This window comes from Bradyrhizobium lupini, from assembly GCF_040939785.1.
GTDB lineage: Bacteria > Pseudomonadota > Alphaproteobacteria > Rhizobiales > Xanthobacteraceae > Bradyrhizobium > Bradyrhizobium canariense_D.
This window is the reverse complement of sequence record NZ_CP162553.1, coordinates 199,693-225,109: the sequence shown is the minus strand read 5'-3', so window position 1 is coordinate 225,109 and position 25,417 is coordinate 199,693. Positions and strand designations below refer to the sequence as shown.

The 25,417-nt window shown below is 61.4% G+C and carries 38 protein-coding genes; 18 read left to right on the top strand and 20 right to left on the bottom strand.

What is annotated here, in order from left to right:
• Positions 1-174: 174 nt before the first annotated feature.
• The 18 genes from AB3L03_RS01235 to AB3L03_RS01150 all read left to right on the top strand — a co-directional run bounded on the left by AB3L03_RS01235 (position 175) and on the right by AB3L03_RS01150 (position 9,593).
• A complete protein-coding gene (locus tag AB3L03_RS01235) occupies positions 175-2,013 on the top strand; it encodes a DNA polymerase (RefSeq protein ID WP_368508123.1) in 1,839 nt (612 codons plus the stop codon).
• A gap of 207 nt (positions 2,014-2,220) precedes the next feature.
• On the top strand, positions 2,221-2,670 hold the full coding sequence (locus tag AB3L03_RS01230) for a hypothetical protein (protein WP_368508122.1): 450 nt from the start codon (positions 2,221-2,223) through the stop codon (positions 2,668-2,670).
• Positions 2,670-3,407 (top strand): hypothetical protein, encoded by a 738-nt coding sequence (locus AB3L03_RS01225; RefSeq protein WP_368508121.1) that lies wholly within the window; start codon positions 2,670-2,672, stop codon positions 3,405-3,407. The genes AB3L03_RS01230 and AB3L03_RS01225 overlap by 1 nt, the downstream gene beginning before the upstream one ends.
• On the top strand, positions 3,407-3,730 hold the full coding sequence (locus AB3L03_RS01220) for a DUF4406 domain-containing protein (protein ID WP_368508120.1): 324 nt from the start codon (positions 3,407-3,409) through the stop codon (positions 3,728-3,730). Before AB3L03_RS01225 ends, AB3L03_RS01220 begins: the two co-directional genes overlap by 1 nt.
• Complete coding sequence (locus AB3L03_RS01215; RefSeq protein ID WP_368508119.1) at positions 3,730-4,233, top strand: dATP/dGTP diphosphohydrolase domain-containing protein; 504 nt, start codon at positions 3,730-3,732, stop codon at positions 4,231-4,233. The genes AB3L03_RS01220 and AB3L03_RS01215 overlap by 1 nt, the downstream gene beginning before the upstream one ends.
• A gap of 40 nt (positions 4,234-4,273) precedes the next feature.
• Complete coding sequence (locus AB3L03_RS01210; RefSeq protein WP_368508118.1) at positions 4,274-4,474, top strand: hypothetical protein; 201 nt, start codon at positions 4,274-4,276, stop codon at positions 4,472-4,474.
• Positions 4,471-4,767: a hypothetical protein gene (locus AB3L03_RS01205; protein WP_368508117.1), complete on the top strand. Its 297-nt coding sequence runs from the start codon at positions 4,471-4,473 to the stop codon at positions 4,765-4,767. Before AB3L03_RS01210 ends, AB3L03_RS01205 begins: the two co-directional genes overlap by 4 nt.
• Positions 4,754-4,990: a hypothetical protein gene (locus AB3L03_RS01200; RefSeq protein WP_368508116.1), complete on the top strand. Its 237-nt coding sequence runs from the start codon at positions 4,754-4,756 to the stop codon at positions 4,988-4,990. Before AB3L03_RS01205 ends, AB3L03_RS01200 begins: the two co-directional genes overlap by 14 nt.
• Positions 4,987-5,415 (top strand): hypothetical protein, encoded by a 429-nt coding sequence (locus tag AB3L03_RS01195; RefSeq protein ID WP_368508115.1) that lies wholly within the window; start codon positions 4,987-4,989, stop codon positions 5,413-5,415. The genes AB3L03_RS01200 and AB3L03_RS01195 overlap by 4 nt, the downstream gene beginning before the upstream one ends.
• Entirely contained in the window at positions 5,412-5,798 is a 387-nt protein-coding gene (locus AB3L03_RS01190) for a hypothetical protein (RefSeq protein WP_368508114.1), read from the top strand. The genes AB3L03_RS01195 and AB3L03_RS01190 overlap by 4 nt, the downstream gene beginning before the upstream one ends.
• Complete coding sequence (locus AB3L03_RS01185; protein ID WP_368508113.1) at positions 5,795-6,019, top strand: hypothetical protein; 225 nt, start codon at positions 5,795-5,797, stop codon at positions 6,017-6,019. The genes AB3L03_RS01190 and AB3L03_RS01185 overlap by 4 nt, the downstream gene beginning before the upstream one ends.
• Positions 6,020-6,169: 150 nt before the next feature.
• Positions 6,170-6,340 carry a hypothetical protein gene (locus tag AB3L03_RS01180; RefSeq protein ID WP_368508112.1) on the top strand — a complete coding sequence of 57 codons (171 nt, stop codon included), beginning with the start codon at positions 6,170-6,172 and terminating at the stop codon, positions 6,338-6,340.
• Positions 6,341-6,455: 115 nt separating this feature from the next.
• A complete protein-coding gene (locus AB3L03_RS01175) occupies positions 6,456-6,887 on the top strand; it encodes a Tellurite resistance protein TerB (protein ID WP_368508111.1) in 432 nt (143 codons plus the stop codon).
• Between the two features lie 91 nt (positions 6,888-6,978).
• A complete protein-coding gene (locus AB3L03_RS01170) occupies positions 6,979-7,626 on the top strand; it encodes a TerC family protein (protein WP_368508110.1) in 648 nt (215 codons plus the stop codon).
• Positions 7,627-7,884: 258 nt separating this feature from the next.
• Positions 7,885-8,475: a hypothetical protein gene (locus tag AB3L03_RS01165; protein WP_368508109.1), complete on the top strand. Its 591-nt coding sequence runs from the start codon at positions 7,885-7,887 to the stop codon at positions 8,473-8,475.
• 23 nt (positions 8,476-8,498) lie between these two features.
• A complete protein-coding gene (locus AB3L03_RS01160) occupies positions 8,499-9,041 on the top strand; it encodes a class I SAM-dependent methyltransferase (protein WP_368508108.1) in 543 nt (180 codons plus the stop codon).
• A 47-nt stretch (positions 9,042-9,088) separates the two neighbouring features.
• Positions 9,089-9,262 carry a hypothetical protein gene (locus AB3L03_RS01155; RefSeq protein WP_368508107.1) on the top strand — a complete coding sequence of 58 codons (174 nt, stop codon included), beginning with the start codon at positions 9,089-9,091 and terminating at the stop codon, positions 9,260-9,262.
• Positions 9,243-9,593, top strand: coding sequence for a hypothetical protein (locus AB3L03_RS01150; protein WP_368508106.1), 351 nt, complete (start codon positions 9,243-9,245; stop codon positions 9,591-9,593). The genes AB3L03_RS01155 and AB3L03_RS01150 overlap by 20 nt, the downstream gene beginning before the upstream one ends.
• A gap of 176 nt (positions 9,594-9,769) precedes the next feature.
• Here the strand turns inward: AB3L03_RS01150 and AB3L03_RS01145 are convergent, their stop codons facing one another.
• The 20 genes from AB3L03_RS01145 to AB3L03_RS01050 all read right to left on the bottom strand — a co-directional run bounded on the left by AB3L03_RS01145 (position 9,770) and on the right by AB3L03_RS01050 (position 25,413).
• Positions 9,770-10,162 (bottom strand): hypothetical protein, encoded by a 393-nt coding sequence (locus tag AB3L03_RS01145; RefSeq protein ID WP_368508105.1) that lies wholly within the window; start codon positions 10,160-10,162, stop codon positions 9,770-9,772.
• 19 nt (positions 10,163-10,181) lie between these two features.
• Positions 10,182-11,456 (bottom strand): SGNH/GDSL hydrolase family protein, encoded by a 1,275-nt coding sequence (locus AB3L03_RS01140; RefSeq protein WP_368508104.1) that lies wholly within the window; start codon positions 11,454-11,456, stop codon positions 10,182-10,184.
• The gene (locus tag AB3L03_RS01135; protein WP_368508103.1) at positions 11,456-11,725 is read right to left on the bottom strand and encodes a hypothetical protein; all 270 of its coding nucleotides are present in this window, start codon (positions 11,723-11,725) and stop codon (positions 11,456-11,458) included. The genes AB3L03_RS01140 and AB3L03_RS01135 overlap by 1 nt, the downstream gene beginning before the upstream one ends.
• Positions 11,709-11,885 carry a hypothetical protein gene (locus tag AB3L03_RS01130; protein WP_368508102.1) on the bottom strand — a complete coding sequence of 59 codons (177 nt, stop codon included), beginning with the start codon at positions 11,883-11,885 and terminating at the stop codon, positions 11,709-11,711. The genes AB3L03_RS01135 and AB3L03_RS01130 overlap by 17 nt, the downstream gene beginning before the upstream one ends.
• Positions 11,885-12,301 (bottom strand): hypothetical protein, encoded by a 417-nt coding sequence (locus AB3L03_RS01125; RefSeq protein WP_368508101.1) that lies wholly within the window; start codon positions 12,299-12,301, stop codon positions 11,885-11,887. Before AB3L03_RS01125 ends, AB3L03_RS01130 begins: the two co-directional genes overlap by 1 nt.
• The gene (locus AB3L03_RS01120) at positions 12,294-12,533 is read right to left on the bottom strand and encodes a hypothetical protein (RefSeq protein WP_368508100.1); all 240 of its coding nucleotides are present in this window, start codon (positions 12,531-12,533) and stop codon (positions 12,294-12,296) included. Before AB3L03_RS01120 ends, AB3L03_RS01125 begins: the two co-directional genes overlap by 8 nt.
• A complete protein-coding gene (locus tag AB3L03_RS01115; RefSeq protein WP_368508099.1) occupies positions 12,526-13,251 on the bottom strand; it encodes a glycoside hydrolase family 108 protein in 726 nt (241 codons plus the stop codon). Before AB3L03_RS01115 ends, AB3L03_RS01120 begins: the two co-directional genes overlap by 8 nt.
• Positions 13,252-13,254: 3 nt before the next feature.
• Positions 13,255-13,560 carry a hypothetical protein gene (locus tag AB3L03_RS01110; protein ID WP_368508098.1) on the bottom strand — a complete coding sequence of 102 codons (306 nt, stop codon included), beginning with the start codon at positions 13,558-13,560 and terminating at the stop codon, positions 13,255-13,257.
• The gene (locus AB3L03_RS01105; protein ID WP_368508097.1) at positions 13,560-14,822 is read right to left on the bottom strand and encodes a hypothetical protein; all 1,263 of its coding nucleotides are present in this window, start codon (positions 14,820-14,822) and stop codon (positions 13,560-13,562) included. The genes AB3L03_RS01110 and AB3L03_RS01105 overlap by 1 nt, the downstream gene beginning before the upstream one ends.
• Positions 14,822-15,475, bottom strand: a complete 654-nt coding sequence (locus tag AB3L03_RS01100) for a hypothetical protein (protein ID WP_368508096.1) — start codon at positions 15,473-15,475, stop codon at positions 14,822-14,824. Before AB3L03_RS01100 ends, AB3L03_RS01105 begins: the two co-directional genes overlap by 1 nt.
• Positions 15,476-15,481: 6 nt before the next feature.
• Positions 15,482-15,802 carry a hypothetical protein gene (locus AB3L03_RS01095; RefSeq protein WP_368508095.1) on the bottom strand — a complete coding sequence of 107 codons (321 nt, stop codon included), beginning with the start codon at positions 15,800-15,802 and terminating at the stop codon, positions 15,482-15,484.
• Positions 15,803-15,859: 57 nt separating this feature from the next.
• A complete protein-coding gene (locus tag AB3L03_RS01090; RefSeq protein WP_368508094.1) occupies positions 15,860-16,768 on the bottom strand; it encodes a DUF5309 family protein in 909 nt (302 codons plus the stop codon).
• Positions 16,769-16,801: 33 nt separating this feature from the next.
• The gene (locus AB3L03_RS01085; RefSeq protein WP_368508093.1) at positions 16,802-17,053 is read right to left on the bottom strand and encodes a hypothetical protein; all 252 of its coding nucleotides are present in this window, start codon (positions 17,051-17,053) and stop codon (positions 16,802-16,804) included.
• Positions 17,047-17,859: a hypothetical protein gene (locus tag AB3L03_RS01080; RefSeq protein WP_368508092.1), complete on the bottom strand. Its 813-nt coding sequence runs from the start codon at positions 17,857-17,859 to the stop codon at positions 17,047-17,049. Before AB3L03_RS01080 ends, AB3L03_RS01085 begins: the two co-directional genes overlap by 7 nt.
• A 2-nt stretch (positions 17,860-17,861) precedes the next feature.
• Positions 17,862-18,167 carry a hypothetical protein gene (locus AB3L03_RS01075; protein WP_368508091.1) on the bottom strand — a complete coding sequence of 102 codons (306 nt, stop codon included), beginning with the start codon at positions 18,165-18,167 and terminating at the stop codon, positions 17,862-17,864.
• Entirely contained in the window at positions 18,164-18,295 is a 132-nt protein-coding gene (locus AB3L03_RS01070) for a hypothetical protein (protein WP_368508090.1), read from the bottom strand. The genes AB3L03_RS01075 and AB3L03_RS01070 overlap by 4 nt, the downstream gene beginning before the upstream one ends.
• 397 nt (positions 18,296-18,692) lie before the next feature.
• Positions 18,693-20,756 (bottom strand): hypothetical protein, encoded by a 2,064-nt coding sequence (locus tag AB3L03_RS01065; protein ID WP_368508089.1) that lies wholly within the window; start codon positions 20,754-20,756, stop codon positions 18,693-18,695.
• Positions 20,757-20,761: 5 nt separating this feature from the next.
• Positions 20,762-22,423: a hypothetical protein gene (locus AB3L03_RS01060; protein ID WP_368508088.1), complete on the bottom strand. Its 1,662-nt coding sequence runs from the start codon at positions 22,421-22,423 to the stop codon at positions 20,762-20,764.
• Positions 22,416-22,973, bottom strand: coding sequence for a hypothetical protein (locus AB3L03_RS01055; protein ID WP_368508087.1), 558 nt, complete (start codon positions 22,971-22,973; stop codon positions 22,416-22,418). Before AB3L03_RS01055 ends, AB3L03_RS01060 begins: the two co-directional genes overlap by 8 nt.
• Positions 22,945-25,413, bottom strand: a complete 2,469-nt coding sequence (locus AB3L03_RS01050) for a hypothetical protein (RefSeq protein ID WP_368508086.1) — start codon at positions 25,411-25,413, stop codon at positions 22,945-22,947. Before AB3L03_RS01050 ends, AB3L03_RS01055 begins: the two co-directional genes overlap by 29 nt.
• Between the last annotated feature and the right edge of the window lie 4 nt (positions 25,414-25,417).

The window sequence follows — 25,417 nt, the reverse complement described above, 5'->3', positions numbered from 1 at the left end:
GATACAGGAGAGTACAAGGGCTACCGCCCTGACGAAGTAGACGAGGCTGCAGAGCGTCTCAGCGAAGCCGACGTCCTCATTGGACACAACTGGCAACGCCATGACCACAAGCTGCTCCTCAAACTGAAACCAAAGGTCTTCCGGCCGAAGCCCGGTCAGGTCGTCAAAGACACCATGGTCATCGCTCGCGTGATGTATCCCGGCGTCAAGACGACAGACGAGGACCTGATCCGCTCGGGCAAGATGCCGCCCGGCAAGAAGTACAAGGGCAAGCACACCATCGGTGCGTGGGGCTATCGCTTGGGCAATCCCAAGGGTGACTACGCGGACATGATGGAGGCGAAGGCCCGCGCCATGGGCCTCGAACATCCCAAGGACATCGCCAACTTTGTGTGGGGCGAGTTCAACGAGGACATGTTCGAGTACATGGGGCAGGACTGCTCCACGAACTTCGACTTGTGGAAGCACCTCAATCCAGACGCCTACAGCCAAGAAGCCCTCGACCTGGAGCACCGCGTTGCCCGCGTCGTGGACTCGATGGAGGAGCACGGCGTCCCTTTCGACCTGAGGGCAGCGGGAGAGCTTCAAGCTAACCTCACGCAGCGTCAGCACGAGCTGGAGAAGGTCCTCAAAGAGACCTACGGCTTCTGGTACGCGCCCATCAGCCCCGACCCAACGAAGTCCATCTTCTACCCGAAGAAGCCCAACGAGAAGATGGGCTACTGGGGTGAGTACGGCGAGCCCGAGCTGGTCATCAATCCGAAGACCGGCAAGGCCAAGATGGTGCCGCCGTTCAACGGCTACCCGTGCACCAAGCTCAAGCTGGTCGAGTTCAACCCGGGCTCTCGCGATCACATCGCGAAGGTTCTGCTTGAGCGCGGCTGGGAGCCGACGAAGTTCACGGAAGGTGGCAAGCCACAGATCGACGAAGAAGTCATCGAGTCCATCGTTGCTCGGTATCCCGAGATGGACGGCCTCGGTGAGCTGATGATGATCGAGAAGCGACTGTCGCAACTCTGTGGCACCGACAACTCCCTCATGGCCTCCGTGCGCGAGGACAACTGCATCCACGGCGTGATCAACCCTATGGGGACCATCACGTCACGCGGCGCGCACATGTATCCCAATCTCGGGCAGGTGCCGTCCGCGAAGAAGCCGTTCGGTCCTGAGTTTCGCGATCTCTTCATGCGTGGTCCTGCCATGCCGAAGGGTTGGGTTGCTCTCGGCGCCGACCAAGAAGGCTTGGAGCTGCGCGGCCTCGCACACTACCTCGCGAAGTTCGATGGTGGTGAGTATGCGAAGACCGTGTTGGAGGGCGATCCTCACTGGCTGCACGCGTGCGTCATGGGGCTGGCCGAAGGTGAGCGTGACAAGCACAAAAAGCTGCACGTCATTGTTCGTGAAGATGGCAGCAAGCGCTTCATCTACGCGTACGTCTACGGCTGCGGCAATGCCAAGGCAGGCGCTATCATTTACGAAGCGCTGCTCAATGCTCTCCGCAACGGAGGCGACGAAGGGGTCGCGCTCTACACCAAGTTCTTTGGTGATCCTGCGACGCCTCCTAGCAACGCCGCTATCGAGAAGGTCGGCAAGAAGGTCCGCAACTCGTTCCTCACGCGCATCAAGGGCTTCGACAAGCTCCGCTCGCAAATCGAGGAGCAGGTTGAGAAGCGCAAGCGTGTGCCGGGTCTGGACGGGCGCAAGATACCCGTTCGCTCGGAGCACTCTGCACTCAACTTCCTGATCCAGAGCGCTGGCGCGATCATCTGCAAGCGCTGGCTCGCGGATGCCTTCGAAGAATGCTGCTCCAAATTCAAGCTGGGATGGGACGGGGACTTCGTCTTCGTCCTCTGGGTACATGATGAAATCCAAGTCTGCTGCCGCAAGGAAGTCGCCGAAGAGATCGGTGAAATCCTCGTGCGCAACGCGAGGAAAGCGGGCGAGCCGTACGGCTTCCGCGTCCCCCTCGATAGCAAGGCCGTCGAAGGCGCAAGCTGGAAAGACACACACTGATCCTCTCGTTCGCCTCAGGCACACCCTGCGGGAATGCTGGCGCGAGCACGTCAGGGTCAAATCCGACTACGCACGCAAGGAGGCCGACATCATCGCGATGGCGGCTTCGATGCACCTGATCACAACCAAGGTGGGCGCTCAGCGCTTCGCCAAGACGTGGCACATCACCACCAAGGGCCTCTCATGGCTCAACGAAAAGGAAGACTAATGCAGTTCGCAAACATCAACATCGATGCCCTGAAGCGCGCCACTGACTTCGTGGTCGGCGCTGATGGCACTGCGGTCGTCGCCAACACCTACCACATGATCGCCGCAGCGATGCAGGCTGCTTACAACGAAGGCTTCGTTGAGGGCCGTGCAGAGGCCGAGCAGGACGTCGAGGAGCGTCTCGACAACGCGTTCGACGAAGGGTTCGAGCAGGGCGCTGCCTTCCAAGAGCTGGAAGACGAGTTCGACACCGAGATCACGGCCAAGGAATGCTGGGAAGATGGCTTTCTGGAAGCAGTCGAAGAGTCTCAGCGCAATCCCATCGAGGCTGACCGCAGGGCGCAGGTGATCATTGCCGAGCGTGCAGCGGACTACTTCGAAGCGCTTGAGGAAGCTCTGGCTGAGCCTGAGGACGCCATCGACGACGAGCGTCTGTACGACGAGGCCTGATGCCAAAGAAGGTAGTGCTGATCGACGGCGACGAGTTCGTTTTCAAGGGCTGTGCCGCCGTCGAGGAAGAGGTGAAGTGGGACGATCAGAACCACGTGCTCTACGCCAACAGCAACAAGGCGTGGAAGAACGTGACCGAGATGATCGAGCGCATCTTCGATAGGTTCGAGACGCAGGATCACGTCATCTGCTTCTCGACCGATCCTCGGACCAACTTCCGTTACTCAGTTGACCCGACGTACAAGAACCATCGCACCGAGAGCCGCAAGCCTCTCTGCTACAAAACCATCCGCGACCGCGTCCTTGAGACCTACACGTGCCAGTCCTTCCACGATCTGGAAGCCGACGACGTGATGGGTGTACTCGCCACGCGGAAGAGCAAAGCGCAGCACATCATCGTCTCGCAGGACAAGGACATGAAGACCATCCCGGGCACCGTGTGGACCGGGAAGGACCTCCTGCAGATCAGCGAGCAAGAGGCCGACTACTGGCACATGTTCCAGACGCTCGTTGGCGATACCTCGGACGGCTACAAAGGCTGTCCCGGGATCGGCAAGGTGAAGGCCGAGAAGCTCCTCACGGAGAAGCCCGGCTGGGCGACCGTGGTCGAGCAATACAAGGCCAAAGACCTCACCGAGGAAGACGCTCTCACACAGGCACGTCTCGCTCGCATCCTGCGTTGGAGCGACTGGGACCCTGAAACCAAAACACCAATCCTTTGGACACCAAGCACGTAATGAAAATCTATTTGGCCGGTCCCATGACTGGCTACGAAGACTTCAATTTCCCTGCCTTCTTCCGCGTAGCTGCGGAGCTGCGGGCAAAGGGACACGAGGTGTTCAACCCTGCCCAAAACGATCTGGACAAGTGGGGCGATATGGAAGGCGTGAAGAAGAACGCCAACTATCGCGAGTGCATGAACGACGACCTTGGCTGGATCACCAAGAACGCGGACGCGATCTACTTCATGAAGGGCTGGGAGAACAGCTCGGGCGCACTGGCCGAGTTCTTCGCTGCTCGATCCGTCAAGCTGAAGTTCTTCTACGAGAGCGACCTCTGATGACTATCGTTACCAACACGCCGCGCCCCGGCGACAGCCTGCAGCAACTCGCAGATCGCGCAGCCCGCGTGATGCCTGCGACCCCGCCGAACCCCAAGAAGCTCTACGGGGACAAGAAGCCGCCGCTGCATCTCCTGCCGCTCGCAGGGATGATCCATCAGTCGCTCGCCCACATGGACGGCAACAACAAGTACGGCTTTGAGAACTGGAACGACACTCCGGTCGAGAAGCTGACCTACATCGGCGCGATCCTGCGTCACCTGGAGCTGTGGAAGTACGGCGAGAGCTACGCCCGCGATACCGGGGTTCACAACCTCGGCGCCGTGATGGCCTGCTGCGCGATCCTGCTGGACGCGGAGCTGAATGGCAAGCTGATCGACAATACGAAGCACAGCAAAGCCACGTGCGACCTTCTGCACACCGCAGAGAGCATCGTGGAGCGTCTCAACGCAGCTCAGCGTGAGCGTGAGGCCGCCAAGCGTGCCAGCGTCGAGCAGCACTGACCAATACGGGACCACCTACACCATCGAAGGTGAACCTGCAGTGACGACACGCGGCGGACAACTCCGTCGCGGCTGTCCTCTCATTGAGGTCTGGTGGTCTCGTGATGGCGCCAAAGCAGACGAGACCTTGGTGATCCGCCAGCAATACGCCGACCGCTCCACAGCGGACGTGTGTGAGCTGACGTTTGGCCAAGTCTACGACCTGATCGACGCACTCAATCAAGCAGTGGAGAGCAAATGAGCGACACCAGAAAGGCGCGGCGCATCTTGAACGGCGCCATCCAAGGCGACAACGCCTACAGCGCCATCACGATGTTCAATGCGATCTGCGAGGCCCTGCCTCTGCTGGACCGCAAGAAACCGGAGTTCAAGGTCAAGCGCACCGCGCGTGGCCCGCTGAGCTTCCGCGAGAAGCTGCTCTGCCGCCGTCTGCGTGATGGGGGCATGCCCGTGCACGAGATCGCACGGCGAGTGAACAAGAACCAAGGACGCGTCTCTGAGGCGCTGAAGGAGCTTGCTGATGTCGAAGGTTGAATGGAATGACGGCTTCCCAGACTTCCTGCCGCCGCAGACCAAAGGCGGCCTGACCGGCCAACGGCGCTACGTGCGCGTCATGCCGTGGTCCGTGCTGCTGCCGCAGGACATGCTTGCGCTGCAGGTGGAGTACAGCGTGTTCGACCACGGCGAAGGCCGCTGGACGACTGCGTGGCGCTACGCGACCCCTGACGACGTGTCGGAGGAAGTGATCACGCGATGACCACACTCGCCTACAGAGACGGCGAGCTGGCGTGCGATAGCCGCATCACCGCAGGGGACATGATCGTCTCCGACAAGCGCCGCAAGGTCCACCGTCTGCGTGACGGCTCCATCGTGGCGTGGGCGGGGAGCGTGCAGGATGCCGAGCTGCTCCTGCAGGCGATGCGTAAGACCGCGAAGGTCAAGCACCCGAAGCTCGAAGACATCTCAGCGCTCCATCTGCGTACTGATGGGACGCTCTGGGAATACGAAGGGGAAGCGTGGGTCAAACAGGACCCGGGCTACTACGCGACCGGCTCGGGATCACCGTATGCCTTCGCTGCGATGGACGCTGGCGCATCTGCCAAGGATGCCGTGCGGATCGCCATCAAGCGCGATGCCAACTCAGGGGGCAAAGTGCAATCACTGAAACTCAAGGACCAATGAAGCGACTACTGCTTGGTCCGGCCATTCTGTCACCCCTCGCGCTCCTAGGCTTCTGCAGCTTCCACACACCGAAGCTGCCAGAGGTCCCCAAGGTGCCCGAGGTGGTGCGGCAGATACCGCTGGACGACTTCAACGCCTTCCCAACACCGCCGCAGATCACCGCGCCGACGCCCGAGCCCCGCAAGGCGCCCGAGCGTAAGCCTGTGGTGCGGCATCGTCCCAACCAGGTGAAGCCGCATGTTCGACCCGCGCCAGCACGACCATCACACGTGGTGCCGCGTGAAGCACCTCCTGCTCCTCAGGCTCTTCCGCCGCAGCAGGGGCCGATCTGCATCTTCCCGCTCAACTTCATTCCCAACTGCACACCTCAGGAGGCCCAATGAGCCTTGAAGACCGCCGCAGGCCAATGGAGCCCAACCACGTCCGCACCATGGAGGTGCAGTCGCTGGACGCTCTGCTGCGCATTGAAGAGACCCTGACTTCCATCTTGGAAGGCATGCGTCACCTCGCGAAGCAGCTGAAGACCGAAGCTCCCGCCGAGGAGCCATACGACGACGCCGAAGGCCGCTCCATCGCCAACAAGGTGAAGGGCAAGCGTAAGTGAGGCTCTTCCCAAACCTCCCGACGTGGCCGAAGCGCCGCCGTCGAGCCGCAATGCTCGTCGTGTGGCCCATCGTGTTCGTCGAGGGGCTGATCAACTACGTCATCGGTTTCCCGATTGACTTCTACAACTGCTGGAACGCGGAGCGCATCCGTGGAGAGTGAAGAGACCATCGCACTGCGCGAGCGCATCGCGGAGACCATCGAAGACTTCTGCACGGATCGCGGCATGACCGCGTCTGAAGTGCTGCAGGCAATCGAGTACGTCTACGCCCGCGTCGAACGTCACAACGAAGACACCCCCGGCTGGGTGAAGATGCACTGATGGCCATCCTCGGCTCTCTCGTCGCACTCGGCATTTTCCAAATCATCACCACCACCATCAAGATGGCGCGCGGATACCCCGTGCGTCGATGGTTCTTCTGAAAGGGACTGCTCCTATGGGTTTGTTTGCCAAAGTTTTCTCTGACGCGCGCAAGAAGATCAACAGCTACGTGGGCGACGACGCCTTCCTGAAGGGTGTTGCCTCCGCTGCCGCCAACGTGACCGCTGCTGACGGCGTGGTCGAAGACAGCGAAGTCGATGCCTCCATCAAGGGCATGCAGTCGAACACCATCGTCTCCGGTTCGTTCAACTCCACCCAGATCAGCGATGCCTACGGGCTCGCCCTGATCCGCGCGAAGACCCGTGCGGGCCGCATGGAGAACAAGCGCAACATCGAGGCCCTCGTGGGCCGCGACGTCACCGTGCGTCAGGACGTCTTCCTGATCGCTGCGGACGTTTGTGGTGACGAGATCAAGCCGGAAGAGCTGACCGTTCTGGAGACCATCGGTGGCCTCCTGAACCTCGACGCCAAGAAGCTGCTCGCCTGATCAAGTTCGGACGAGGGTGCAGTGCCCTGTGGTGGGGAAGCTAGAGACCGGAGACCTGACACCGGCATCCCTCGATCCTTTTGGAGACCAAATGCAAACATTCTTTCTAGCACTTCTCGGCATCATCTGGATCGACCTTCTGCTCTCAGGTGACAACGCGGTCGTCATCGCGCTCGTTGCCCGCCAACTACCGGCAAGCAAGCAGAAGTGGGGCATCATCGGCGGCACCGTGGCGGCCATTGGCCTCCGTGTCGTCATGGCGTCCATCGCTGGTACGCTCCTCGGCGTCCCGGCCCTCAGCATCGCTGGCGGCGCCTTCCTCGTCTACGTGGCCGCCAAGATGGTCATGGGCGAAGAGGACGAGGCGGGCCCGAGCAAGGTCTGCACAACGCTCACCTCAGCCATCACCACCATCGCGCTGGCTGACGCTGGCATGAGCCTCGACAACGTCATGGCCATCGCTGGTCTGGCGCACGGCTCCTACGCTCTCATGTGGGTCGGCGTGCTCCTCTCGATCCCGCTGGTGATCGCAGGCGCTGCGCTGATCAGTGCCGTCGTGGCACGCTTCCCGGTCCTCGTGTGGGCTGGTGCGGCGCTGCTCGGCTACGTGGCCGGTGGTCTCGTTGCTGGCGACCCGTGGGCCCAAGCGGTCTACAACGGGCCTGAGTTCGTCGTCGGCATCGCTGGTGTCGCAATCGTGCTGGCGGCCGGTGGCTACAGCCGGATACGCGCCATCTGATGCGTTGGTACGACAAGCTGTTCATTGGCTTCATGGTGAGCGTTGTGCTCGCCATGTTTCCCTTGGCTTACTTCTCGATCCAGCGTGACAACGCGCGATACGAATGGTGCCTTGAGCACGGCTACAGGACCACGACGGTAGGCGGGCGATCCCCGTCAACCGTGTGCGTGGACAAAGAGCGAAGACTGATCCTACCGAAAGACTGACATCCCGAAGCGCAAGCTACGGGTCCTCGTCGGCTGCGAGTTCAGCGGGCGAGTGAGAGACGCGTTCAGGGCCAAGGGACACGATGCGTGGTCGTGTGACCTTGAGCCCTCGGACAGCCGCTATCATTTTCAGCAAGACGTTCTCACCGTCCTCGACAGAGGATGGGACCTAGGCATTTTTCATCCACCGTGCACATTCCTAGCCAACAGCTCAAGCAAGCATCTCTACATCGACGGCAAGAAGCCGAACGGGCCCGATCCCGAGAGATGGAGGCAGCTTCGCGAGGGCGCAGCGTTCTTCAAAGAGCTTTGGGAGACGGAGGCCATCCCCGAGGTGGTCTGCGAGAACCCCATCATGCTTGGCTACGCAAAGGACATCATCGGCGCTGAGCCGACGCAGATTGTCCAGCCTTGGATGTGGGGCGATCCCTTCACCAAGCGCACATGCTTCTGGGTCCGCAGCGGCAAGCTGCTCGTGCCCAAGTATCCCAAATGGGAGGACTGCAGGAAGGCCCTGAGGCTCCCTGTGGGCTCCAAACCGAAAGCCGAGGTGCACATGGCTGCGCCCGGTCCCGACCGCTGGAAGAAGAGGTCTCTGACCTATCCCGGCATTGCGACTGCACTGGCCGACACCTTCGGCTGATCACCACAACATCGGAGATACCAATGAGCCCGTGGGCAACCTTCTATGAGGGGCGCGCGAACGCGTCCTATCTTGAGTACGCCAAGCAGCGCTATCGCGTCTTCATTGACGCCATCTGCTCCCGCATCACAGCCGGTGACACCGTGCTGGAGCTTGGTGCGGGCACGGGCACCATTACCGCAGCGCTGGAGCCGATCATCGAGCTGGCAACGCTGGTGGCCACAGATATCGATCCCGATCAGCTGGCGACCATGAGCAAGCGTTTCGAGGACACAGACATCCTCGTGCAGCGCCTCGACGCCACAAGCGGCCATGCGGTTACCTCGGCCGACGTTGTGCACTCGCATGGAATGCTTGAGCACTTCGACGACGAGACCATCCGCAAGGTCATCGACAGCTACCGTGGCATCGCGCACTCACAGGTGCACTACGTGCCCGGCCTGTATCCCAAGCCCACCTTTGGCGACGAGAGGCTCATGCCTGTCGAGCGCTGGTGGGACATCGTGAAGCCTTCGCAGATCATCACGTTCAACGATGGTCTCGACTACGCACTGGTGATCGAATGAGCGACCATTGTCCTGAGTGCGGCTGCGACCCCGTCGAGTATGACGCCATGCAGCTGCGTGACCTAACGAAGATACATGTGGGCTGGGTGGTGATGCGCAACGGCAAGCCCCTGAACCAATCCGTCTACCGTGTGAAGAGCAGGGCCCGCATGATGGCCACGCGCTACGGCTTGACGTACGACGACGTCCACGAGGCCTTCATTGGCGCGGAAACCAAGTAAGAAGGCGCTCGACAAGGAGCTGACTGCGCTCTGTTGGTGGCTGATCGAACGCAAGGTTGCCTACTACGCTCCTGAGGAAGTCCACAGCAGCTGGGGCAACACCTTCGTCGTCGATGATGGCATCTACGATCAGGCTGAGATCCGTTACCTGGAGCTGATCCGACAGCTGCGTGCCCTCAACGGCGAGGACTACCCAATCAACACCATCGTGCACAAAGGCCACCCGGGGTTCGAAGACGTCCCCGGGCCCGGCATGATGGAGATCGACCGAGACCGCCCGAGCGTCCAGCTGGTGCTCAAGAAGCTCGGCCGACCGAAGACCCCAAGGTAGCTCCTTGGGTTTCGAGTGAGTACGTCTGCTGCAAAGGGTCAGACGTGTCGCCAAGCGTGCCCGTAGCCGGGAGACAGGGTGACGTACTTAAAAACGAGGCGTCCAACAGCTACGCCTACACTCGAAAAAAAAGCCCCCTAGGGAACCCATGACGGGAACCTTAGGGGGCTTTTGGTTTAGGCCTTCAGAGCCCGGGGATCGCCCGGGAGGAAGGTGGTCGGCGCGACCGGAGCAACTACGGGGCCGAGGGGCGGCACAGGAGCTGCGTTCAGGTCCGCAGGGGCCACAGGAGCCACAGCGGGAGTCACAGGGACGTCCACGACGGGAGCCGGGGCAACAACAGCGGCAGCGACGGCAGCGAGTCCAGCGGCCTCCGCAGGAGTCGTAGCGGCGGCGATCAGCTGGTCGGCCATGGCGTTGATGTCGATCTGGGCCTGCGCGAGGTCAGCCAGAGCCGCATCGCGAGCCGCAGTGGCCGCAGCGACGGCAGCGGAGACATCAGCGTGCGAGGACGCCAGCGTGGCGACCTTGGCGACCGCGTCGGTCAGTTTGGAGAAGTCGAGGGACATAGGGTCCTTTCGTTAGTGGTTAGGAGAGACGCTTGCGCAGGCCGAAGCGGCGCACGCGCGCAGTGGCTGATCCAGCGCCCGCGCCAACAACCTTGATGTGGGCCGTGACCCAGCTCTTGGTCTGATACGCGGGGATGGTCATCACCTCAGTCTGGAGGAGCATCTTGTATCCCTCCGAGGTCATGGCGCCCCAGCCTGCAGTCATGCAGTAGTTGTCCATCGTGGTGACGGCGGTCTGCGTGCCGTTGAGCACACCGTTCGCCTGCACGTACAGACAGACACCTGCGAGGTTCGTTGAGCCCGCATCGACTACGATTTCAGCGGAGCCCTGTATCTTGTCACCGGGAGACCAGTTGGTGAGCACGACGTCCTGCTGCAGGCGGCCCTCGTCGAGCGCTGCGGAGAACGTGGTGGCCATCACCTGCTCCTTGAGACCGGAGCCATCCGAGGCCGTGCCAACGGACGCGTTGACCACAGCGCTGCCGCCATGGGAGACGGTCCAGCTGCCCGCAACGGTGCCAGACATGCCAGTACCCACGGTGCCGCCAGTCGTCGTGGCGAACATGGGGTTGGCGAGCAGGTTCATCGTCGAGAGGCCGGGCGTCTCAAAGGACGCATGGAAGCCGTGAGGACGCGGAGGCATGATGGATGTGAGCAGCGATGCCCACAGCTTGCCACCCAGGTAGGAGCTGGCGAGGTTCTCGTGCGTGCCGTCGAGCGAGGTGATCAGCGGCACAGTGGTCGTCGAGGCGTTCGCCGGATCATACAGCGCGGCCGGAAGGTCGAGCAGATGGAGACCCGGGCAACGCTCGGCATACTCGCGGGCGCTCTCGTTGAGCGTCAGGAGCTGCACCATCATCGACGTGTTGAAGTTGGTGGCGCCGGGATCGAGCACGTAGATCACCTGCATGCCGATAGCGACAGCGGCGTCAATCATGGTCTTGATGTTGGCCCACGCGGTCGAGCCAGAGGTGGTCGCGGTCGGATACAGCTGACCGATATCGTTGCAGCCAGCGTGGATGTAGAGAAACTTCGCGCCGGTCGCGAGAGCAGCTGCCAGACGTGCCAGCACCTGATCCGTGCGGTCACCAGACTTACCGAAGTTCGCCACGAGGATCGCGCGGTTGCCCGCGAGCGCGTTGCCTACGGTGAAGTGGTTCTGCGCGTTCTTGTTGTAGAAGATGCTGTCGGCGTGGATTTGCGCCACGCGGCTGTCACCGAGGGCGACAATGGTGTTCGGGTTGAACCGGGTAGCAGCGCTGCCGCCGCCGCCCGGAAACCATAGGCGAGCCATTAGCCCTCCACGAGGATGCAGAGGGTCGTCGCGCCGCTGCCGATAGCGTAGATGTCGCGCGTGGTCTCCATCGTGATCGCAGCACCCGCCGCGAGCTTGAAGCCCGTGGACGTGAGGACGCCCGACGTATTGCCGAGGTAACAGTCCGCGCTGCCGATATTGTAGATGGTGACGGTGTCGATGCCGGATTGACCGGCGACAATCTTGGAAGCCGTGGTCGTAACCGCAGCCTGCGAGGTGCCGAAGCCCTCGCTAACTTTCTTCGTCACGTCGTTTGCGTCTTTCGTTCTTGATTTTGTAGTAGAGCTGCACGGCGATCCAGATGCCGCCCAACACCATCACGGCGAACTGGCCGTAGGGAGTGAGCGTCTGTATCCACCAAGGCGCGGTCAGAGCAGCACCTGCGCCTGCAGTAGTCGCGGTTTCCATTACACTCTCTTGATCCATGCGGAGGCCAGTCCTGCGACAACGGTTGAAGCTCCGGTCAACGTAAAGACCGAGCCAACGACGAGGCGCGCGTATTCAAGCTCGACATCAGGGACCTTGAGTACGGTCCAGCCGAGCGCGGGGAATGTGCTGACGAAGAAGATTGCGGCGTGATAGAGCATCACCGGGAAGACCCCGAGGCCCCACGCGATCCAGAAGACCGGGTGAGACATCATGGCCATGGTGACGTCCTTCACGTCCGAGAAGTGCGAGGTCTCCATCTGCAGAGCTGCAGTGGTCACGTCGCGCGCATTGGTGTTCTCGGTTACCGCAACGTCCTGCTTCTTGTTGAGCCAGCCGAACAGGCCCCCCATGAACTGCGTGAGCAGCGCGGGGAGCCCGAGGAGAGCACTAAGCATCGTCCTTCGGCTCCTCCATGTGGATCATAGGGCGCATGATCGCGAGCACGAAGGGAAGCAGAGAGACCACAATGGGCACATACTCTGCCGGGATGATGTGCGAGAGGAGGGGCGTCAGATCAACGCCTTCCAGCTGCGTGAGGATGACCGGCAACGCGGCGATCACAGCGACCGCTACGGCGTGCCAGTGGACCCGAAGGCGGGCCCAGATGTCAGAGAGTTCGTTAAGCATTCTTGAGCTTGTCGTTGTACGCGTTGGCGCGATGGTTGGCCTGCACGGCGTTCCAGATCAGCCAGATGCCGCCGACGATAAGGACGCCTGCGATCACCCAACCGGCAACGGTCGAGAAGTCGAGCTGATGGATCACAGGGGCCGCTACGGTGCCCGTGGAGGCGCCAGCGGTCGAGTGTGCGATGGCCTTGCCAGCGTTCTTGGTGGCTTCGTTCTTGAGACCCTTTGCGACGGACTTGCCCGAGGCCCCGAGGGCCATACGGACGCCTGTGGCTTCCACGTCGGCTACGCGGCGGCCCCAGCCCTTGCCGAACACAGACCACGTCTTGAGGCCGTGCAGGAAGGAGCTGCGCGCGGCGCACGCGGCTTTCACGTAGGCGACCGGCGAGAGCTTCTGAGGATCGAGCTTGGCGCGGAGCTTGGTCACGCGGCCGACGCCTGAGTTGACGCCGTAGTCGAAGTCAACGAAGTCAGGACCTGTGTCGCGCTCGTCGCAGCGCATGACGGCCCAATACTTCTGCCGGTAGATGTCGATGGCGACAGACTTCGGCATGGCCTTCACGTCCGCAGGGGTCGCGTTGGGCTTCCAGTACATGCGGGCGTCTTTGATGGTGATGCCCCAGTTGGTGGCTCCACCTGGATCGCGGGGATCGTTCGTGTAGCCGCCTTCGTACGTCAGCGTTTTGCTGATCGCAGCTTCGCGGTTCGTTGCAGTCATTCGTTATCCGTTGATGAGTTTCATGTCGCGAGGCGCGGCAATCAGGCGCTCGTTCGCGTTGACCATCTCGTTACGCAAGCTCTCCACAGCGGCGCCGGTCTGACGCTGCTGCTGCGAGTTCTCGATCATCAAGAGAGGCATGAAGGTGTCGGCGCAGCCATACGTCTGCAGGGCTTCACCTGTGTTGGGATTGGCGCCTGAGATGTGCATCCAGAGCTGACAATTGTGCTCCACGACGCACTCACGGCATCCCTTGGCGAAGCCGGTGCGATGGCATCCGACGTCCTTGGGAGGAAGAGGGCTGTTCATTAGTCTTTCTGCGCGAGGATCACGTCGATGTATTGGACGTTCATGGTGATGCTGTGCGTATGCGCAGCACCTCCTGTGTTGTTCGACGTCACGCCAATACTGTTCACGCCCTGCATGTAGTTGGAGTACGTGATGTTGCCTGCCGAAGTCCCGAAGTAGGCCATCGAGTAGGAGCCGTAGTTGGCAATGGGGTACACGTTCATCGTCACACCACCCCAGCCAGCGCCTGAACCCATCGGGTAGTAGTAGCCGCCGTTGTTGTTCGGGTAGACCGTGATGGTGTTGCTGCCAGCCGACGTGATGGTCGGGATTTGCGCCGCAGTCAGCGCCGTGCTGCCCACGGTCGTCTGCGCGTTCACCGTCGAGAACGGATTGGAGCCGCCTGCGGTCACGGTGCCGCTGGTGACGCGGAGCGCTTTATCGTTGTGGTCCGTACGCTTCGTCCAGCCCGGGGGCGCCGTTGACTGATGGAAGAGCATGGTCGTGCCAGACGGGAAGAGCTTGGCGAGCAGGGCTGCGTCCTGCGTGTCCACATAGGTCTTGTCGGCCTTCGTGCCGATCTGCGTGGCAACCGTGGTGGCGAAGTTGGGATCATCACCCAAGGCGGTCGCCAGCTCATTGAGCGTGTCGAGCGTTGCGGGCGCCGAGTTGACGACACCTGCAACCTTGGTGTCCACGTAGTCTACGGAGGCGAGCGACGGGTCCTTGGGATGCACGTGGTCTTCGTGTGCCCACCTGGTGCTCGCGCCGACAGCCGCTGTGCCATCCATGATAGGCGTAAGCGTGCCCGCAGCATCTTGAACCGCCGTAGCAGAGTGAGACGCCGACGTCGCCGCCTGAGAAGCGTAGGTGCCAGCCTGAGTGGCCGACGTGGAAGCTGAGTTTGCATTGGTGGTCGTCGTGTCCGCGAGCTGTTGAAGCAGGGCGACGACTTCGCTCTCAGTGTTGAGCCAGTCGTAGATGGTGCCAGCCGGGTAGAACGAGCTGGGCGCCTGTGAGGGCGTGGTGCTGTCGGGCTTGTCGTTGCTCTCGACGATGGCTGTGTCGTAGACGGCGCCGTCAGTGTAGAACGAGCTGGGCGTGTCGGACTGCTCACCGGGGCCGGTCTCGTTGGAGACCACGGTGCCTTCGCCAACCACACCACCAGTCGCGTAGAAAGAGCTGGGAGACTGTGAAGGCGTGGTAGACCCCGGATGGTCGTTCGAGGTCACCACAGCCGTGTCATAGGTCTCCCCATCCGTGTAGAATGAGGAGCTTGTCATTACCAATCGTATCCGTCGTCGCAGCCAATGGGCAGCGCAGGGGCGACTGCGGCATCAGCCGTCAGCTCGTCCGCGTCAGCCTGATCTTGCAGCTGCTTGGTGATCTGTCCGTAGCGGGCCTCGAACTTGGGGCCACGCTCGTCGTCCTGAAGGTAGTCAGCGGCGGCCGAGAGCGCTCCGTAGAGCACAGCGTCCCACGCGACCTTCAGACAGGTGTTGGTGTCCGTGTCCGCGTTGAGCGCAGCGAACTCGGCATAGTAGTGGATCAGGACTTCAGAGCCCGGTCCCGGTTTGGGCCCGAGTATCCACGAGCCGCCCTGACGGGTGAAGATGCGAGGCGCCATGCCCGGCATTTCGCTGCTGGCCACCACCTTGTTGAGCGTCGAGCGGATCAGCTCGTACTCCAAGATGCCGTCCGCGTCAGCGTCCACCATGATCGCAATCAGCTCCAGCAGGTCCGCAGGGATCGCGAGCTTCTTGTAGTCCTCAGGGATCGTGTAGAGGATTTGCTTCTCCATGAACGGGACGCGAAGCTCCCGCTGGATACGCATGATCGCCTGATTGATGAAGAGGGTAACGAGAGCGTCGCTCTTGTTGATAACGTTGTTGTTGAGAAGACCCTTGAATTGGGCCTTCAGTTCTCCAAGGGTCATCTCAGCTTAAATACGTTTGGAAGTCAGAATGAATTTTTCGAGCGCGTATCGGCGCAGCATGGCCACCGTCTCAGCGATAGGTGCCGTCATGACATCGAAGCCGTAGTTGAACAGGAGGTCGTCAACGACCACTGTCGGGACTGCGGCAACGTGGAGGAAGTCTCCGGTTTTATCGAGCTTGCCCGTGTGGAGCTGCATCATGTCAGCGATCCACCAGTCGGGGATTTCCTGCTCACGCTGGATGATCAGTTCACCAGTGCTCATGTCCTCGTCGAACGAGATGAGCGTGTCGATAACGTTGGTTTCGTAAAAGGTTTCTGCAGACATTCTTGATCAGGAAAAAAAGGAGACCCCGGGTAATTCCCGGGGCCCCCAATGTTGGACTTAGAAGCCGGAAGCCGCTTCGACGATCAGCGCCGAGGCCTTGAAGTTCTTGTGCTTGAGCGAGAACTCGCCCAGCAGCTGAGCCTTCGAGCTGTCGCCGGTCTTCGCGAGGTCCTTCTTCGCCCACGGACGCAGCGTGACGTTCGTCCACTGCTCGGGTTCGTAGACCAGCGTGTTGCCCGCCTTCATGAAGCGGTTGATTTCAACCTTCTGCTCACCGAACGGCGAGACGTAGAGGTTGACCACGTTCACGATGGTCTTGGCATCCTTGCCCTGAATGGTCCGGTAGCGACCGGCCGCCGAAGCGAAGCCAGCGAGCACGACGGAGTTATCCGGGGTGACCTGAATGCGGCTGACGTCGGCGCCGTTGTTGTAGGCCTTCTTCAGCGCGTTCACGAGGTGCGCCTCGTTCAGCGGAGCCGAGCCATCGCTGGCGCCGGTGTACTCGATGCAGGACGGGTCGATCTGGCGCTGGACGCCAGCCATCGTCGAGGCGACGGTCTTGGAGCCTGCGTTCTTGTCCCCAGCCTTGCCGACCAGAGCGTACTCGCGGTCGCGCTTAACCTGGGCCGCGGTCTTCGCCATCTGGTACGCGAACTCGCGCTTGCGACCATACGAGCTGATCACGTCGGCGCGGTCGGTGACCTCGATTGCCTCTTGGAAAATCTGCGTATAGTTGTTGCGCATCACGGTCGGCGTGAGGGTCGCGAACGAAGCGTCCGCACCGTCGATGGCCGCGTTGTCCGCAACATCCCGCAGGCTGTCTTCCTGCCACTGGAACAGCGGCTGGGTGACCTTCTCGTTGCCGATACCCGACTGCATCGGGGTCTTGCGCGGGGTCAGGTTGGTGATGACGTTGGAGACGTTCTCCTTGACGCCGACGAGGTCGAAAGAAGTGTACTTGGTCATTGAAAAAAGGGTCTTCTGAGAAAAGTGGTTGGTTTAGTCGAACAGCGCTTCGAAAGCGTCCACGGCGTCGTTCACCGAGCCGGTCTTGAGAGCCTTCGCCGTCTTCTGGGCAGCAGCAGCCGACTTGGCGGTGCCACGCGCAGCGGGAGCGGACGCAGTGTTCTTGACAATCTTCTTCGGGGTCTTGTTGACCGTCTTGGTCACGACCTTCGAAGCGCCACGCTTGAACTGCATGGCCATGTGGAGGATTTTGATCGCAGCGGGATCGGTGATCGAGTTCACCATCTCGGCAGGGACACCAGACCCGTAGCGAAGCTCCTGATGTCGTTGTAGAGCGCATCGCTCCAGCCTTTGATGTGATGCGGAGAGGCCGTGTCGTTGAGCTGCTTGATGCACTCACGAGCGGCGGTCTGCCGGGCCTTTGCAGTGTCAGCGTTGACCTTCTGCATGAAGCCGTCGATTTCCTGACGGAGGAACTGTTCGTCCGCAAAGGCGTCCTGCGCTTCCTTTTGGAGAGCGGCAAGCTGGCCTGCGTCAACGTTCGGGTCCTTCATCAGCTGCGTCCAAGGGAGCTGACGGTAAGCGTTGGCACGCTCCGTGGTCCGGTTCAGCAGCACTTCGTAGGCAGCAGTGTTCTTCTGCATGCCCGCGTCGTATTCCTGCTTCGCGGTAGCAACCTCTTGGGACTTGCGGGTGAGAGCCGCTTCTTGGCCCCAGAGCCGGTTCAGATCGGCAACCTTAACCTCACGGTCCTCGCCGTCGTATTTGATCTTGACGTACGTATCGTCATCGACCTCGACGAACTTCTTGGCCTTGGGCTGGTCTTCAGTCTCTTCGGTCTCTTCGGCTTCGCTGTCGTCGTCGCCTTCCGACTCTTCGTCCTCTGGAGTTTCCTCGGAGGTCTCGTCGTCGTTGGTTTCGTCTTCAGTGCGCTCTTCGGTAGTCTCGCTCTCTTCGGTTTCTTCGGATGGCGTTTCCGCGTCCTTCGCCTCGTCGGCGTCACCAAACAGGGCTTCCATGAAAGCGTCGTCGCTCTCGATGGCTTCGGGGTGTTCGTTCAGTAGAGCAGCGTCCGATTGGATAGCTGGCATGGTCAGTTCTTACCGTCGTAAATGTCGTGCACGCTCGGATCATCGTTGTCTTGATCTGGAGCGGCGACCTGGTTGTCGTTGTGGAGATTGTCGAAGGCCTCTGCGAACTTCTTCGTCAGATCGAGAAACCCTTCGAAGCCCATGTAGGACGCGTAGATTTGTTCACGCGCCTTGGTCTCATGAGGCTTGGTGCCGAGAATGTCGGCTGCACACTGCTGCGAGTACATCTGCACCAGCGCTTGAAAGGCCTCGGCCCCCAGCAGCTCCTTACAGAAGCCGCCGAGAGCGAGGATCGTATCGTCGTTCAAGCCGTGTCCTTGTTGTGAAGGTAGGACATCATCTTGTTGATGAGGTCGGGCCCGCGCACCTGTGAGGCGCCTTGCGGGTCGATGAGCTGTCCTGTCCCGGGATCACGCATCATCATGGCGTTGCGCATGAAGAAGCTGGTGTCCGGTTGAGCCTGAGGAGCAGCAGCAGGCCGAGGCTGCGGCACAGGGACCCGAGGCGCCGATTGCGGAGCAGCGGTATGTGCGGCAGGTGCCTGCTGAGGCTGTGCCTGAGGGAAGCCCTGAGAGGGCATGGGGCCTTGCGAGTTGGCCCACCACGGGAGCTGCGCAGGAGTGACACCCCGTTGAGGAGCGTCATCCAGCGTCTGCACGGGCGGCATAGGGGTGCCGAGGCTCCCCTGTGTCGCTGCTTGTTTCTTGGCTCGCGCCTCTGCCAAGGCCTTCGTGAGACCTTGGATGTCAGAGAGCGAGTTGTCCGGTCGGCCGTCGCCCATGGTTGCCATGGTGGCCTCGGGACCGAGAAGTAGGCGTAGGATGTTCCACATGTTAACCGCGCGGATGCTGAGGTTTCGGCTGCGAGGCCTTCACGGCTGCGTTGCGCATAGCGGTGCGCTCCTGTGCCTTGATCTTCTCGCGTTCGATTTCCAGCTGCTCTTCGCCTTGCTGCACGCGAGCCGCCGTCTCCATGTCCTGTCGGTCGTGGGTACGGTCGTGATCGAGAGCTGTGAGGTGAAGCTGCGCTGCGTTCTGAGCCACCTTCGTCTGATCCAGCGAGTAGAGCCGGTTGGCGTCCTGCTGTTTCGTCTGAGCGGTGAGCATCGAGGCTTGCGCGCTGGTCGTCTTGGCCTGCACTTCCTGCACCTTGATCGGATCGGGCTGCGGAGGCGGCGCCTTCGGATCGAGGTAGTTCGCGAAGTTGTTGAAGCCCTTGAGCTTCGCAACGTCCTTGAGCATCGCAAAGCGCTGCTGCGGTCCAAACATGTTGCCGAGGCCCGGGTCCTTCGCCATCATCTGATAGCCTTGGCCCAGCTCGTTCGCTGCCATGTCCTTCTCGCCGTAACCCAGATGCTGGGAGATGCTGCACGTGGTGCGTTCGGCCCATTGCTCAGCGTCGATGTTGAGCGGCTGACCAGCCACCTCAATGACGCGCTTGTCCTTGTGGATGATCGCTAGGCGAACCACCTCAAGCATGAGCGGGACGAGGAAGTTGACGGCGAAGTTGCGCGCCATGATCTTCCCACGCTGCCCTGATGCCTTCATCATGTTGTCCACCAGTCCCTGAGAGTTCTGGGAGCTGATGGCATCCTTGTTGAGGCCTTGGGAGAGCGCGGAGATACCCGTGGACTTGTCGTTGTTGTCCGAGAGCAGCTGCAGGACGTTGAACACGTAGGGGTTCAGCGGGTTCTGCTGGAAGGGCTGCACGCTGTCGGGCCGACGCACGTTCACGATGCCGCCTAGGCGGTTGTCGAGAAGCTCGCGCGGGTTCATCAGGCCGCCGTTGACCACCATGTATCGCGAGTTGGTCGTGATAGCGGTGTGGTCGAGGACGCCACGGTAGAGCACGGTGCGGGCGTTCTGCGTGTGGATCACGCGGGCCGCAAAGTTGTTGCCGTAGAAGACGTGCGGGATCGGGAGCGGGATGTACGCGATGAAGGGGGCCTTATCGACCTCCTGCGTATCGAGGATGGTCTGACCGGCGTGGCAAATCTTGTACAGGCGAACGCCCTTTCCATCCTTCATGTCCATGCGGATGTAGCTCTCGTAGTACACGAGGTACTCAAGCTCCTGCTGGACAGGATCATCCGTCTGGTCGCTGGCGCCAACCTGCTGCTGCCGTGCGAGCACCTCGGGGCTGAACATAAGCTCCTTGGCGTCGTCGCTCGGGATCGCCATCACCTTGGCCTTGTCGTGGCCCATGTCGATCAGCTCGGCGCGGGTCTTCGGCGTGCGGTGACCGCAGTAGGTCGCCTTGCGCACTGACGTCGCCAGAGGCTCGATCAGGAACTCCTCAGGAGCCACCTCGTCGATGCGGACGCAGCTGCAATCCTTCTTGCGGCTCAGCGTGCCCTTGAACGAGCCAGTGGCTTCATCCAGGTCAGCTTCGAAGTCGTGGACATCTTCCTGCGCGGCTAGGGCGTGCGCGTCTTCGAACGAGAGGCCTTCAAAGGTCTCTTCCTTCGTCTCGTAGCGCTCGTCCCAATACACCTTCGCGACACCTGCGCGAGCGGTGAGCCCGTCGAAGATGACGCTGTTGAAGATGTTGTAGCCTTCGTTCAGTCTGAAGATGGTGTAGGAGGCGTACTCGGTAGCCACCCGGCACATCTCCGCGTTCATGTCCTGATCGGGATCGAACTGCGCGATATGCTCGCCGCCTGCGAACACCTCCAGAAGCTGCGAACGCTGCATCTCGACGCTATCGTAGACGTCGGAGGAGACGTAGGAGCTGGAGCCTTCCGACTGCCGCTTGGGCAGCTCGCCATTCAGGTAGCGGGTGACGCGTTCGCGCTCTCGGGCAAGGCGACTGTCAAACCAGCCTACGCTGTTCTGTTTCTTCGCATCGACTTTGGCGAAAATCTCTGCTTCGGTAAGAGTAGCTGGCTTCTTCGCCATGATCCTTAGATTGCTTCGATGTAGTGGTCGTCAGAGACCTCGACCGGATGCCACTTGCCGTCGTGCGCGTACGCAGCGATTGCGAGGGCCATCACGCAGTCATCGTGGGAGCCTGCTTCAGCTTCCATCTTGCCTGCCTCGGTCACGACGAAGGTTTTCATTTCCTTCAGCGTGGTCTCGTCGTTGATTTCGATCTCGCGCTCACGGTCGAGCGCACGAAGGTTGTCGATGATCAGAGGCTTGGTGGCTTCACTGGTGTAGAAGCCGAGCTTGATCGTGTCCTTGTCGGCATCAAGTGTGCCTTCCGTCTGCTCTGTGTAGAGATACGGATAGTTGGCATCGCGGAGGGCAACGCAGGTAACGAGACCATGGTTGTTGCGCTCGGGAGCGATGGTGGCACAGTTGTAGTAGTAGCCCAGTGCTTCAAGCACCTTGGCGAACACGTCGGGATGGCACAGGCCACGCCACACGGCGACCTGACGCATCTGGCTGTCGAGGATTTGGGCGACCGAGGGGTCACCGTCCTTGCGGCCTTTGATGCCCTGACGGAGGCCCATGCCCACGTCGGCGCCGATCACGTAGCTCTCGTTGGCCTTGCGCTCGATGTAGACCTTCAGCTCACCACGTGCGTGCTCGCGCAGAATGCGGAGCGGCAGCGGCTGCTTGGTCTTCTCGTCGAACGACTGCTCGACCGCCATGAGGGTGACGGGCGTTACGGGCGACTTGAGGCGCTCAGTGACGTACTCGTTGTTGAAGATCGGACGGCCGGTCGAGAGGAAGGCCTCGTCGGCGGTCGATGGGTATTCCTGCTTGAACAGGTCGAGCCCGTTCGTCGCCACCTTCTTCCGACGCCAATAAAGTTGGTCGTTAGAGGTGAGCCCTTGGTCGTAGAACTGTTTGACCAGCTCTTCTTCTTCAGGCGTACGCTGGAAATCAGCAGGTGCGGTTTCGCGATACTCGTCGCTCTCAAACCAAGCGGAGAAGAACACTTCGTAGCCGTTCCAATCGTGATCGTCCCGGCTCGCGCCGATATACATCTCGTAGAACTTGCCGGTCACACCTTGCGCAGTGCTCTCAAGGAAGATGAACGTGCCGTCGTCGTCGGGCACAGCCTGCACGAGACCGTTGAAGTTGGTGTTCGCGAATGCGGGCGGCCAGAAGGCTACCTCGGACAAGTGCGCGAAGGTGAGGGTTTCGCCGCGAGCAACGCCGCGACCGCCAGCCGTTGCAACACGGAGGCCACTATCGAGTTTATCAAAGACAAGCTCGGACCTTGAGGAGTATTTGGTTGAGGGGCGGACGATGTCCGGGATGTTGTCGTGGATGCGCCGGTACATGTCGAACAGCGTGGTCGTGGACTCACCTTCGTGAGCCATGACGAGACCCTTCTGGGCCTTACGCTGGGACAGCCACCAATACTGGAGCGCGGAGATGACTGTGCTCAGACCTTGCTGGCGTGCCTTGAGCACCACCATTCGTACGCGGCCAGTGCGCTCCAGCTGCTCGATGCACTTCTTGACGAAGCGCTTCTGCACCCGGTTCAGAACGAGCTTGGCGATCTTGCCCTTCTTCGTCCTGATGTTCACGCACTTGGCGGCGTAGAACTCAAAGTCTGCGAACAGCTTCTTCCGTGCCTCCTTCTGGCGCGGTGTCAGCTCTTCAGTCATCTTTCATAATTTCGTCGAGGAAGTCCTCGGCCTTGTTGAGCGTCAGCTTGGACTTGCTCTCGGGCTTCGACTTCGTGTAGGCGAGCAGCGTGTTGCAAGCCTGTATCTTGATCTGTTGCGTCGAGGGGCCGAACGCGAGCACAGCGACTTCTCGCAGAGCACGCTCGGCCTTGCCGTTATCCGTGGTCGGCACGGGGACAGAGAGCGTCTCTGCCTTGCCGTCGTCGTCCACGTGAACCACCTCAACGATCTCGTCGGGCAGTTCGCCTTGGTCTTTCATGATCTGGATAAACCTGTCTGCTAGTTCTTCAGCGCGGGCCCACAGCTTGGCTGCGTCGGCCTTGCGCATCCCATCAGGGACGCCAGTGCGCTTGTACTTCTCGGGGTTCGCGGCACGGTCGCGCTTGTAGTCTTCGTCGCGTTGACGCATGCGCTCGCGAAACTCGGGGGTCTGCCACAGCTCCTTGAGCCGTGTAGACGCCGCCGAGAGATTTCGCTTACCCTTGCCGCGCGGGGACTTCTTACGCTCCCGCGTCAGGCGTGGTTTCATTCTTCTTTGCTTTTCGCTTTGCGCGCTTCTCTGCCTTCGTCGGCCAGATACGCTTCACTGCTTCGTCGTTGAAGCCGCTGAGCAGATCAGCTGCAGCCGCAGGGGACACCTGCTTGGCGTAGTGCTGAACCGCAGCCTTGCCGTGTTCGGCAGTGCCACGTTCGTGCAGCTGGGCGAGCAACTCCATCAACGGGAGCACGTCGTCAGGATGCCGGGCGATCACGTCTTGCACGATGGCGCGACGTTCCGTGTGCGTGTCGGCTACAGAGTTGGCGTAGCGTTGCTTCACGTCCTCGGGCTTGTCGGCCATGCGCTTCTCAGCGAGCATGCGTCCGATCTGCGCCGGGGTCATCTCAGGTGCCTTGCCGCCGAACGTCATCTCCTCAGGACCGAGAGGCCTGTAGAACTGCGTGGGCGCCGCCGCTTCAGCTGTGGGAGCTGCTTGCGGAGAAGGATCTTTTACCTGGACGGGACCGCCAGCTGCCTTGGTGATCTTCGCGGGCTGACGGAGCGACTGCGCGAGCGCTAGACCCTTCATCAGGTTCTTCGCGGGCGCCGTGACGTCCGTAGGCAGACGCAGCGGGTTCACCGGAGCAGGAGCGGGAGCCTGCGGAAGCTCCTTGACGGTCGGCGCCTTCCACTGAGGACCGGGCGGGAGCCCTTCCTTCAGCTTCTGGCCGAGCATCTTGAGCGCCATGTTGTTGAACTGCGGCAGCTCGGTTACCTGCGGGGCCTTCCACTCGGCAGTGCCGGGCGTGACAGGCTCGGGCGCAGGGGCGGGCGGGGCTTCCTCGGGGAGGCCTGCCTTGAGCTTCTGCTTCAGCATCGAGAGCTGGATCGGGCTCGGGCCATTCCACAGCTCGTTGACCTGAGGCTTCTGCCACGGCTGCGTTGGAGCGGCCGGGGGCGCCACCTGAGGCACGGACTGCGGAGACTGCGGCTTCGGTCCCCACGGACCCTGTGTGAGGTCCTGCGGGGGCGGCGCTGCGGGCTCCGGGGGAGGCGCTAGGCGTGTCGGTACGTTCTGATCGACGAACTTCTCTGCGAGGCCCTTGGCCGGGCTGCGCATGCCTGTGAGGTTGTCCAGTGCGCGAGAGCCGAGGTAGACACCGGCTGCGCCACCGAGCGTCGGGAGCGCGTAGGAGCCGTGCAGCGTGACACCGGCAAGGCCAGCGAGGCCGCTGACTGCGGCGTGCCGCTTGAGGGTCTGCACCACGTGCTTGTCGGCCATACCCGAGAGACCACCAGCCCACCTGCCGCTTGCGCGGTCGTAGGAGCCGAAGCCTTCGGCCTGCTGCGCGACGTAGAGCTGTCGTGCGAGGAAGCCTGCCTGCGGGTCTGCCTTCTCGATCTGCTTGACGTGGTCGAGCGTGAGTGGCTTGTCACCTGAAGCGAGCGAGAGCGTGTTGGCCGTGTCCTGATCCATACCGGAGGGATCAACAGCCTTCAGCTCCTTCTTCAGGTTCGCGACGGTGTTCTCGTGCGCGTCGAAGTCGGCCTTGGAGTTCTTGCCGAGACCTTCGGCGCCTGCGTTCTGCGCGAGGCGATTGAAGTATGCCGACGTGGCGTCCGCGTTCTCACCGCCGAACCCGCGCTGCGAGATTGCAGTGTGCGTGTTAGCGAGAGCGCGGGGAGCGCCCATGATGGCTGCGGCGCCTGCGTTGCCGATAGCGGCGTCTGCCGTGTGGCCGAGGTCAACCTGCGTGCCCTTGTCGGTGCCGATCGTATTGCCGATCTGCTGCGCGAGGTCACCAGCTGCACCGCCGAGCGCGTTGTCGCCCACGGTCGTGATGTACTTCTTCGCGGCTTCCTTGAGGCCTGCGGTGCCGACAGCTTTCGTGACAGCTCCACCAGGTATGAAGCGCATGGGACCAATGCCCTGCACCAGACCGGCTGCGGTGTCGGTGACGCCTGCGCGTACCTTGTCGGTCGTCTCGGGCTCAGCGTTGGCATCGCCTGTGCGTCGCACGGCGTTGGCCTTCGCGTCATTGCCCGCGTTGTTGAGCACGTAGGGAGCAGCGGCGCCTGCAAGGCCACCGAGGATGCGCCCACGGATGCCCGCCATGCCGCCGACCTTTGCGCCTGCCATGGAGGAGGCAGCGGTCTCAGCGAGGCTGGGGGCAACTTCCGCAATCTTCTGCGGCAACTGGCCGTAATTCCATTTGAGGGGGTTCCAGCCGTTGATGACTTCGGCAGGAACGTAGTCGGGATCGGACGGAGCGTCGGGGCCAGTCCCGATGCCGCCGTACACCTTCGCGGTCTGTTGGATACCGCGTCCCATCTCCTCAGCGCCGTGAGCGAAGCCTGCGGCCACGCCCGAGGGCTCTTTGGAAGAACCCGACGAAGCCTTCAGCTGCTTCAGTCCGTCATCACTCATCTTGGCGTAGTCGCCAGCTTTCAGTGCCAACAGATCGGCGTCAGAAAGTTTCGTCAGGTCCATGTGT

Coding starts and splice junctions, on each gene's coding strand:
- AB3L03_RS01235 (WP_368508123.1), top strand. CDS start 175: ATGGTCATCGCTCGCGTGATGTATCCCGGCGTCAAGACGACAGACGAG.
- AB3L03_RS01230 (WP_368508122.1), top strand. CDS start 2,221: ATGCAGTTCGCAAACATCAACATCGATGCCCTGAAGCGCGCCACTGAC.
- AB3L03_RS01225 (WP_368508121.1), top strand. CDS start 2,670: ATGCCAAAGAAGGTAGTGCTGATCGACGGCGACGAGTTCGTTTTCAAG.
- AB3L03_RS01220 (WP_368508120.1), top strand. CDS start 3,407: ATGAAAATCTATTTGGCCGGTCCCATGACTGGCTACGAAGACTTCAAT.
- AB3L03_RS01215 (WP_368508119.1), top strand. CDS start 3,730: ATGACTATCGTTACCAACACGCCGCGCCCCGGCGACAGCCTGCAGCAA.
- AB3L03_RS01205 (WP_368508117.1), top strand. CDS start 4,471: ATGAGCGACACCAGAAAGGCGCGGCGCATCTTGAACGGCGCCATCCAA.
- AB3L03_RS01200 (WP_368508116.1), top strand. CDS start 4,754: ATGTCGAAGGTTGAATGGAATGACGGCTTCCCAGACTTCCTGCCGCCG.
- AB3L03_RS01195 (WP_368508115.1), top strand. CDS start 4,987: ATGACCACACTCGCCTACAGAGACGGCGAGCTGGCGTGCGATAGCCGC.
- AB3L03_RS01190 (WP_368508114.1), top strand. CDS start 5,412: ATGAAGCGACTACTGCTTGGTCCGGCCATTCTGTCACCCCTCGCGCTC.
- AB3L03_RS01185 (WP_368508113.1), top strand. CDS start 5,795: ATGAGCCTTGAAGACCGCCGCAGGCCAATGGAGCCCAACCACGTCCGC.
- AB3L03_RS01175 (WP_368508111.1), top strand. CDS start 6,456: ATGGGTTTGTTTGCCAAAGTTTTCTCTGACGCGCGCAAGAAGATCAAC.
- AB3L03_RS01170 (WP_368508110.1), top strand. CDS start 6,979: ATGCAAACATTCTTTCTAGCACTTCTCGGCATCATCTGGATCGACCTT.
- AB3L03_RS01160 (WP_368508108.1), top strand. CDS start 8,499: ATGAGCCCGTGGGCAACCTTCTATGAGGGGCGCGCGAACGCGTCCTAT.
- AB3L03_RS01155 (WP_368508107.1), top strand. CDS start 9,089: ATGCAGCTGCGTGACCTAACGAAGATACATGTGGGCTGGGTGGTGATG.
- AB3L03_RS01145 (WP_368508105.1), bottom strand. CDS start 10,162: ATGTCCCTCGACTTCTCCAAACTGACCGACGCGGTCGCCAAGGTCGCC.
- AB3L03_RS01140 (WP_368508104.1), bottom strand. CDS start 11,456: ATGGCTCGCCTATGGTTTCCGGGCGGCGGCGGCAGCGCTGCTACCCGG.
- AB3L03_RS01130 (WP_368508102.1), bottom strand. CDS start 11,885: ATGGAAACCGCGACTACTGCAGGCGCAGGTGCTGCTCTGACCGCGCCT.
- AB3L03_RS01125 (WP_368508101.1), bottom strand. CDS start 12,301: ATGCTTAGTGCTCTCCTCGGGCTCCCCGCGCTGCTCACGCAGTTCATG.
- AB3L03_RS01120 (WP_368508100.1), bottom strand. CDS start 12,533: ATGCTTAACGAACTCTCTGACATCTGGGCCCGCCTTCGGGTCCACTGG.
- AB3L03_RS01115 (WP_368508099.1), bottom strand. CDS start 13,251: ATGACTGCAACGAACCGCGAAGCTGCGATCAGCAAAACGCTGACGTAC.
- AB3L03_RS01110 (WP_368508098.1), bottom strand. CDS start 13,560: ATGAACAGCCCTCTTCCTCCCAAGGACGTCGGATGCCATCGCACCGGC.
- AB3L03_RS01105 (WP_368508097.1), bottom strand. CDS start 14,822: ATGACAAGCTCCTCATTCTACACGGATGGGGAGACCTATGACACGGCT.
- AB3L03_RS01100 (WP_368508096.1), bottom strand. CDS start 15,475: ATGACCCTTGGAGAACTGAAGGCCCAATTCAAGGGTCTTCTCAACAAC.
- AB3L03_RS01095 (WP_368508095.1), bottom strand. CDS start 15,802: ATGTCTGCAGAAACCTTTTACGAAACCAACGTTATCGACACGCTCATC.
- AB3L03_RS01090 (WP_368508094.1), bottom strand. CDS start 16,768: ATGACCAAGTACACTTCTTTCGACCTCGTCGGCGTCAAGGAGAACGTC.
- AB3L03_RS01085 (WP_368508093.1), bottom strand. CDS start 17,053: ATGGTGAACTCGATCACCGATCCCGCTGCGATCAAAATCCTCCACATG.
- AB3L03_RS01080 (WP_368508092.1), bottom strand. CDS start 17,859: ATGCCAGCTATCCAATCGGACGCTGCTCTACTGAACGAACACCCCGAA.
- AB3L03_RS01070 (WP_368508090.1), bottom strand. CDS start 18,295: ATGCGCAACGCCATGATGATGCGTGATCCCGGGACAGGACAGCTCATC.
- AB3L03_RS01065 (WP_368508089.1), bottom strand. CDS start 20,756: ATGGCGAAGAAGCCAGCTACTCTTACCGAAGCAGAGATTTTCGCCAAA.
- AB3L03_RS01060 (WP_368508088.1), bottom strand. CDS start 22,423: ATGACTGAAGAGCTGACACCGCGCCAGAAGGAGGCACGGAAGAAGCTG.
- AB3L03_RS01055 (WP_368508087.1), bottom strand. CDS start 22,973: ATGAAACCACGCCTGACGCGGGAGCGTAAGAAGTCCCCGCGCGGCAAG.
- AB3L03_RS01050 (WP_368508086.1), bottom strand. CDS start 25,413: ATGGACCTGACGAAACTTTCTGACGCCGATCTGTTGGCACTGAAAGCT.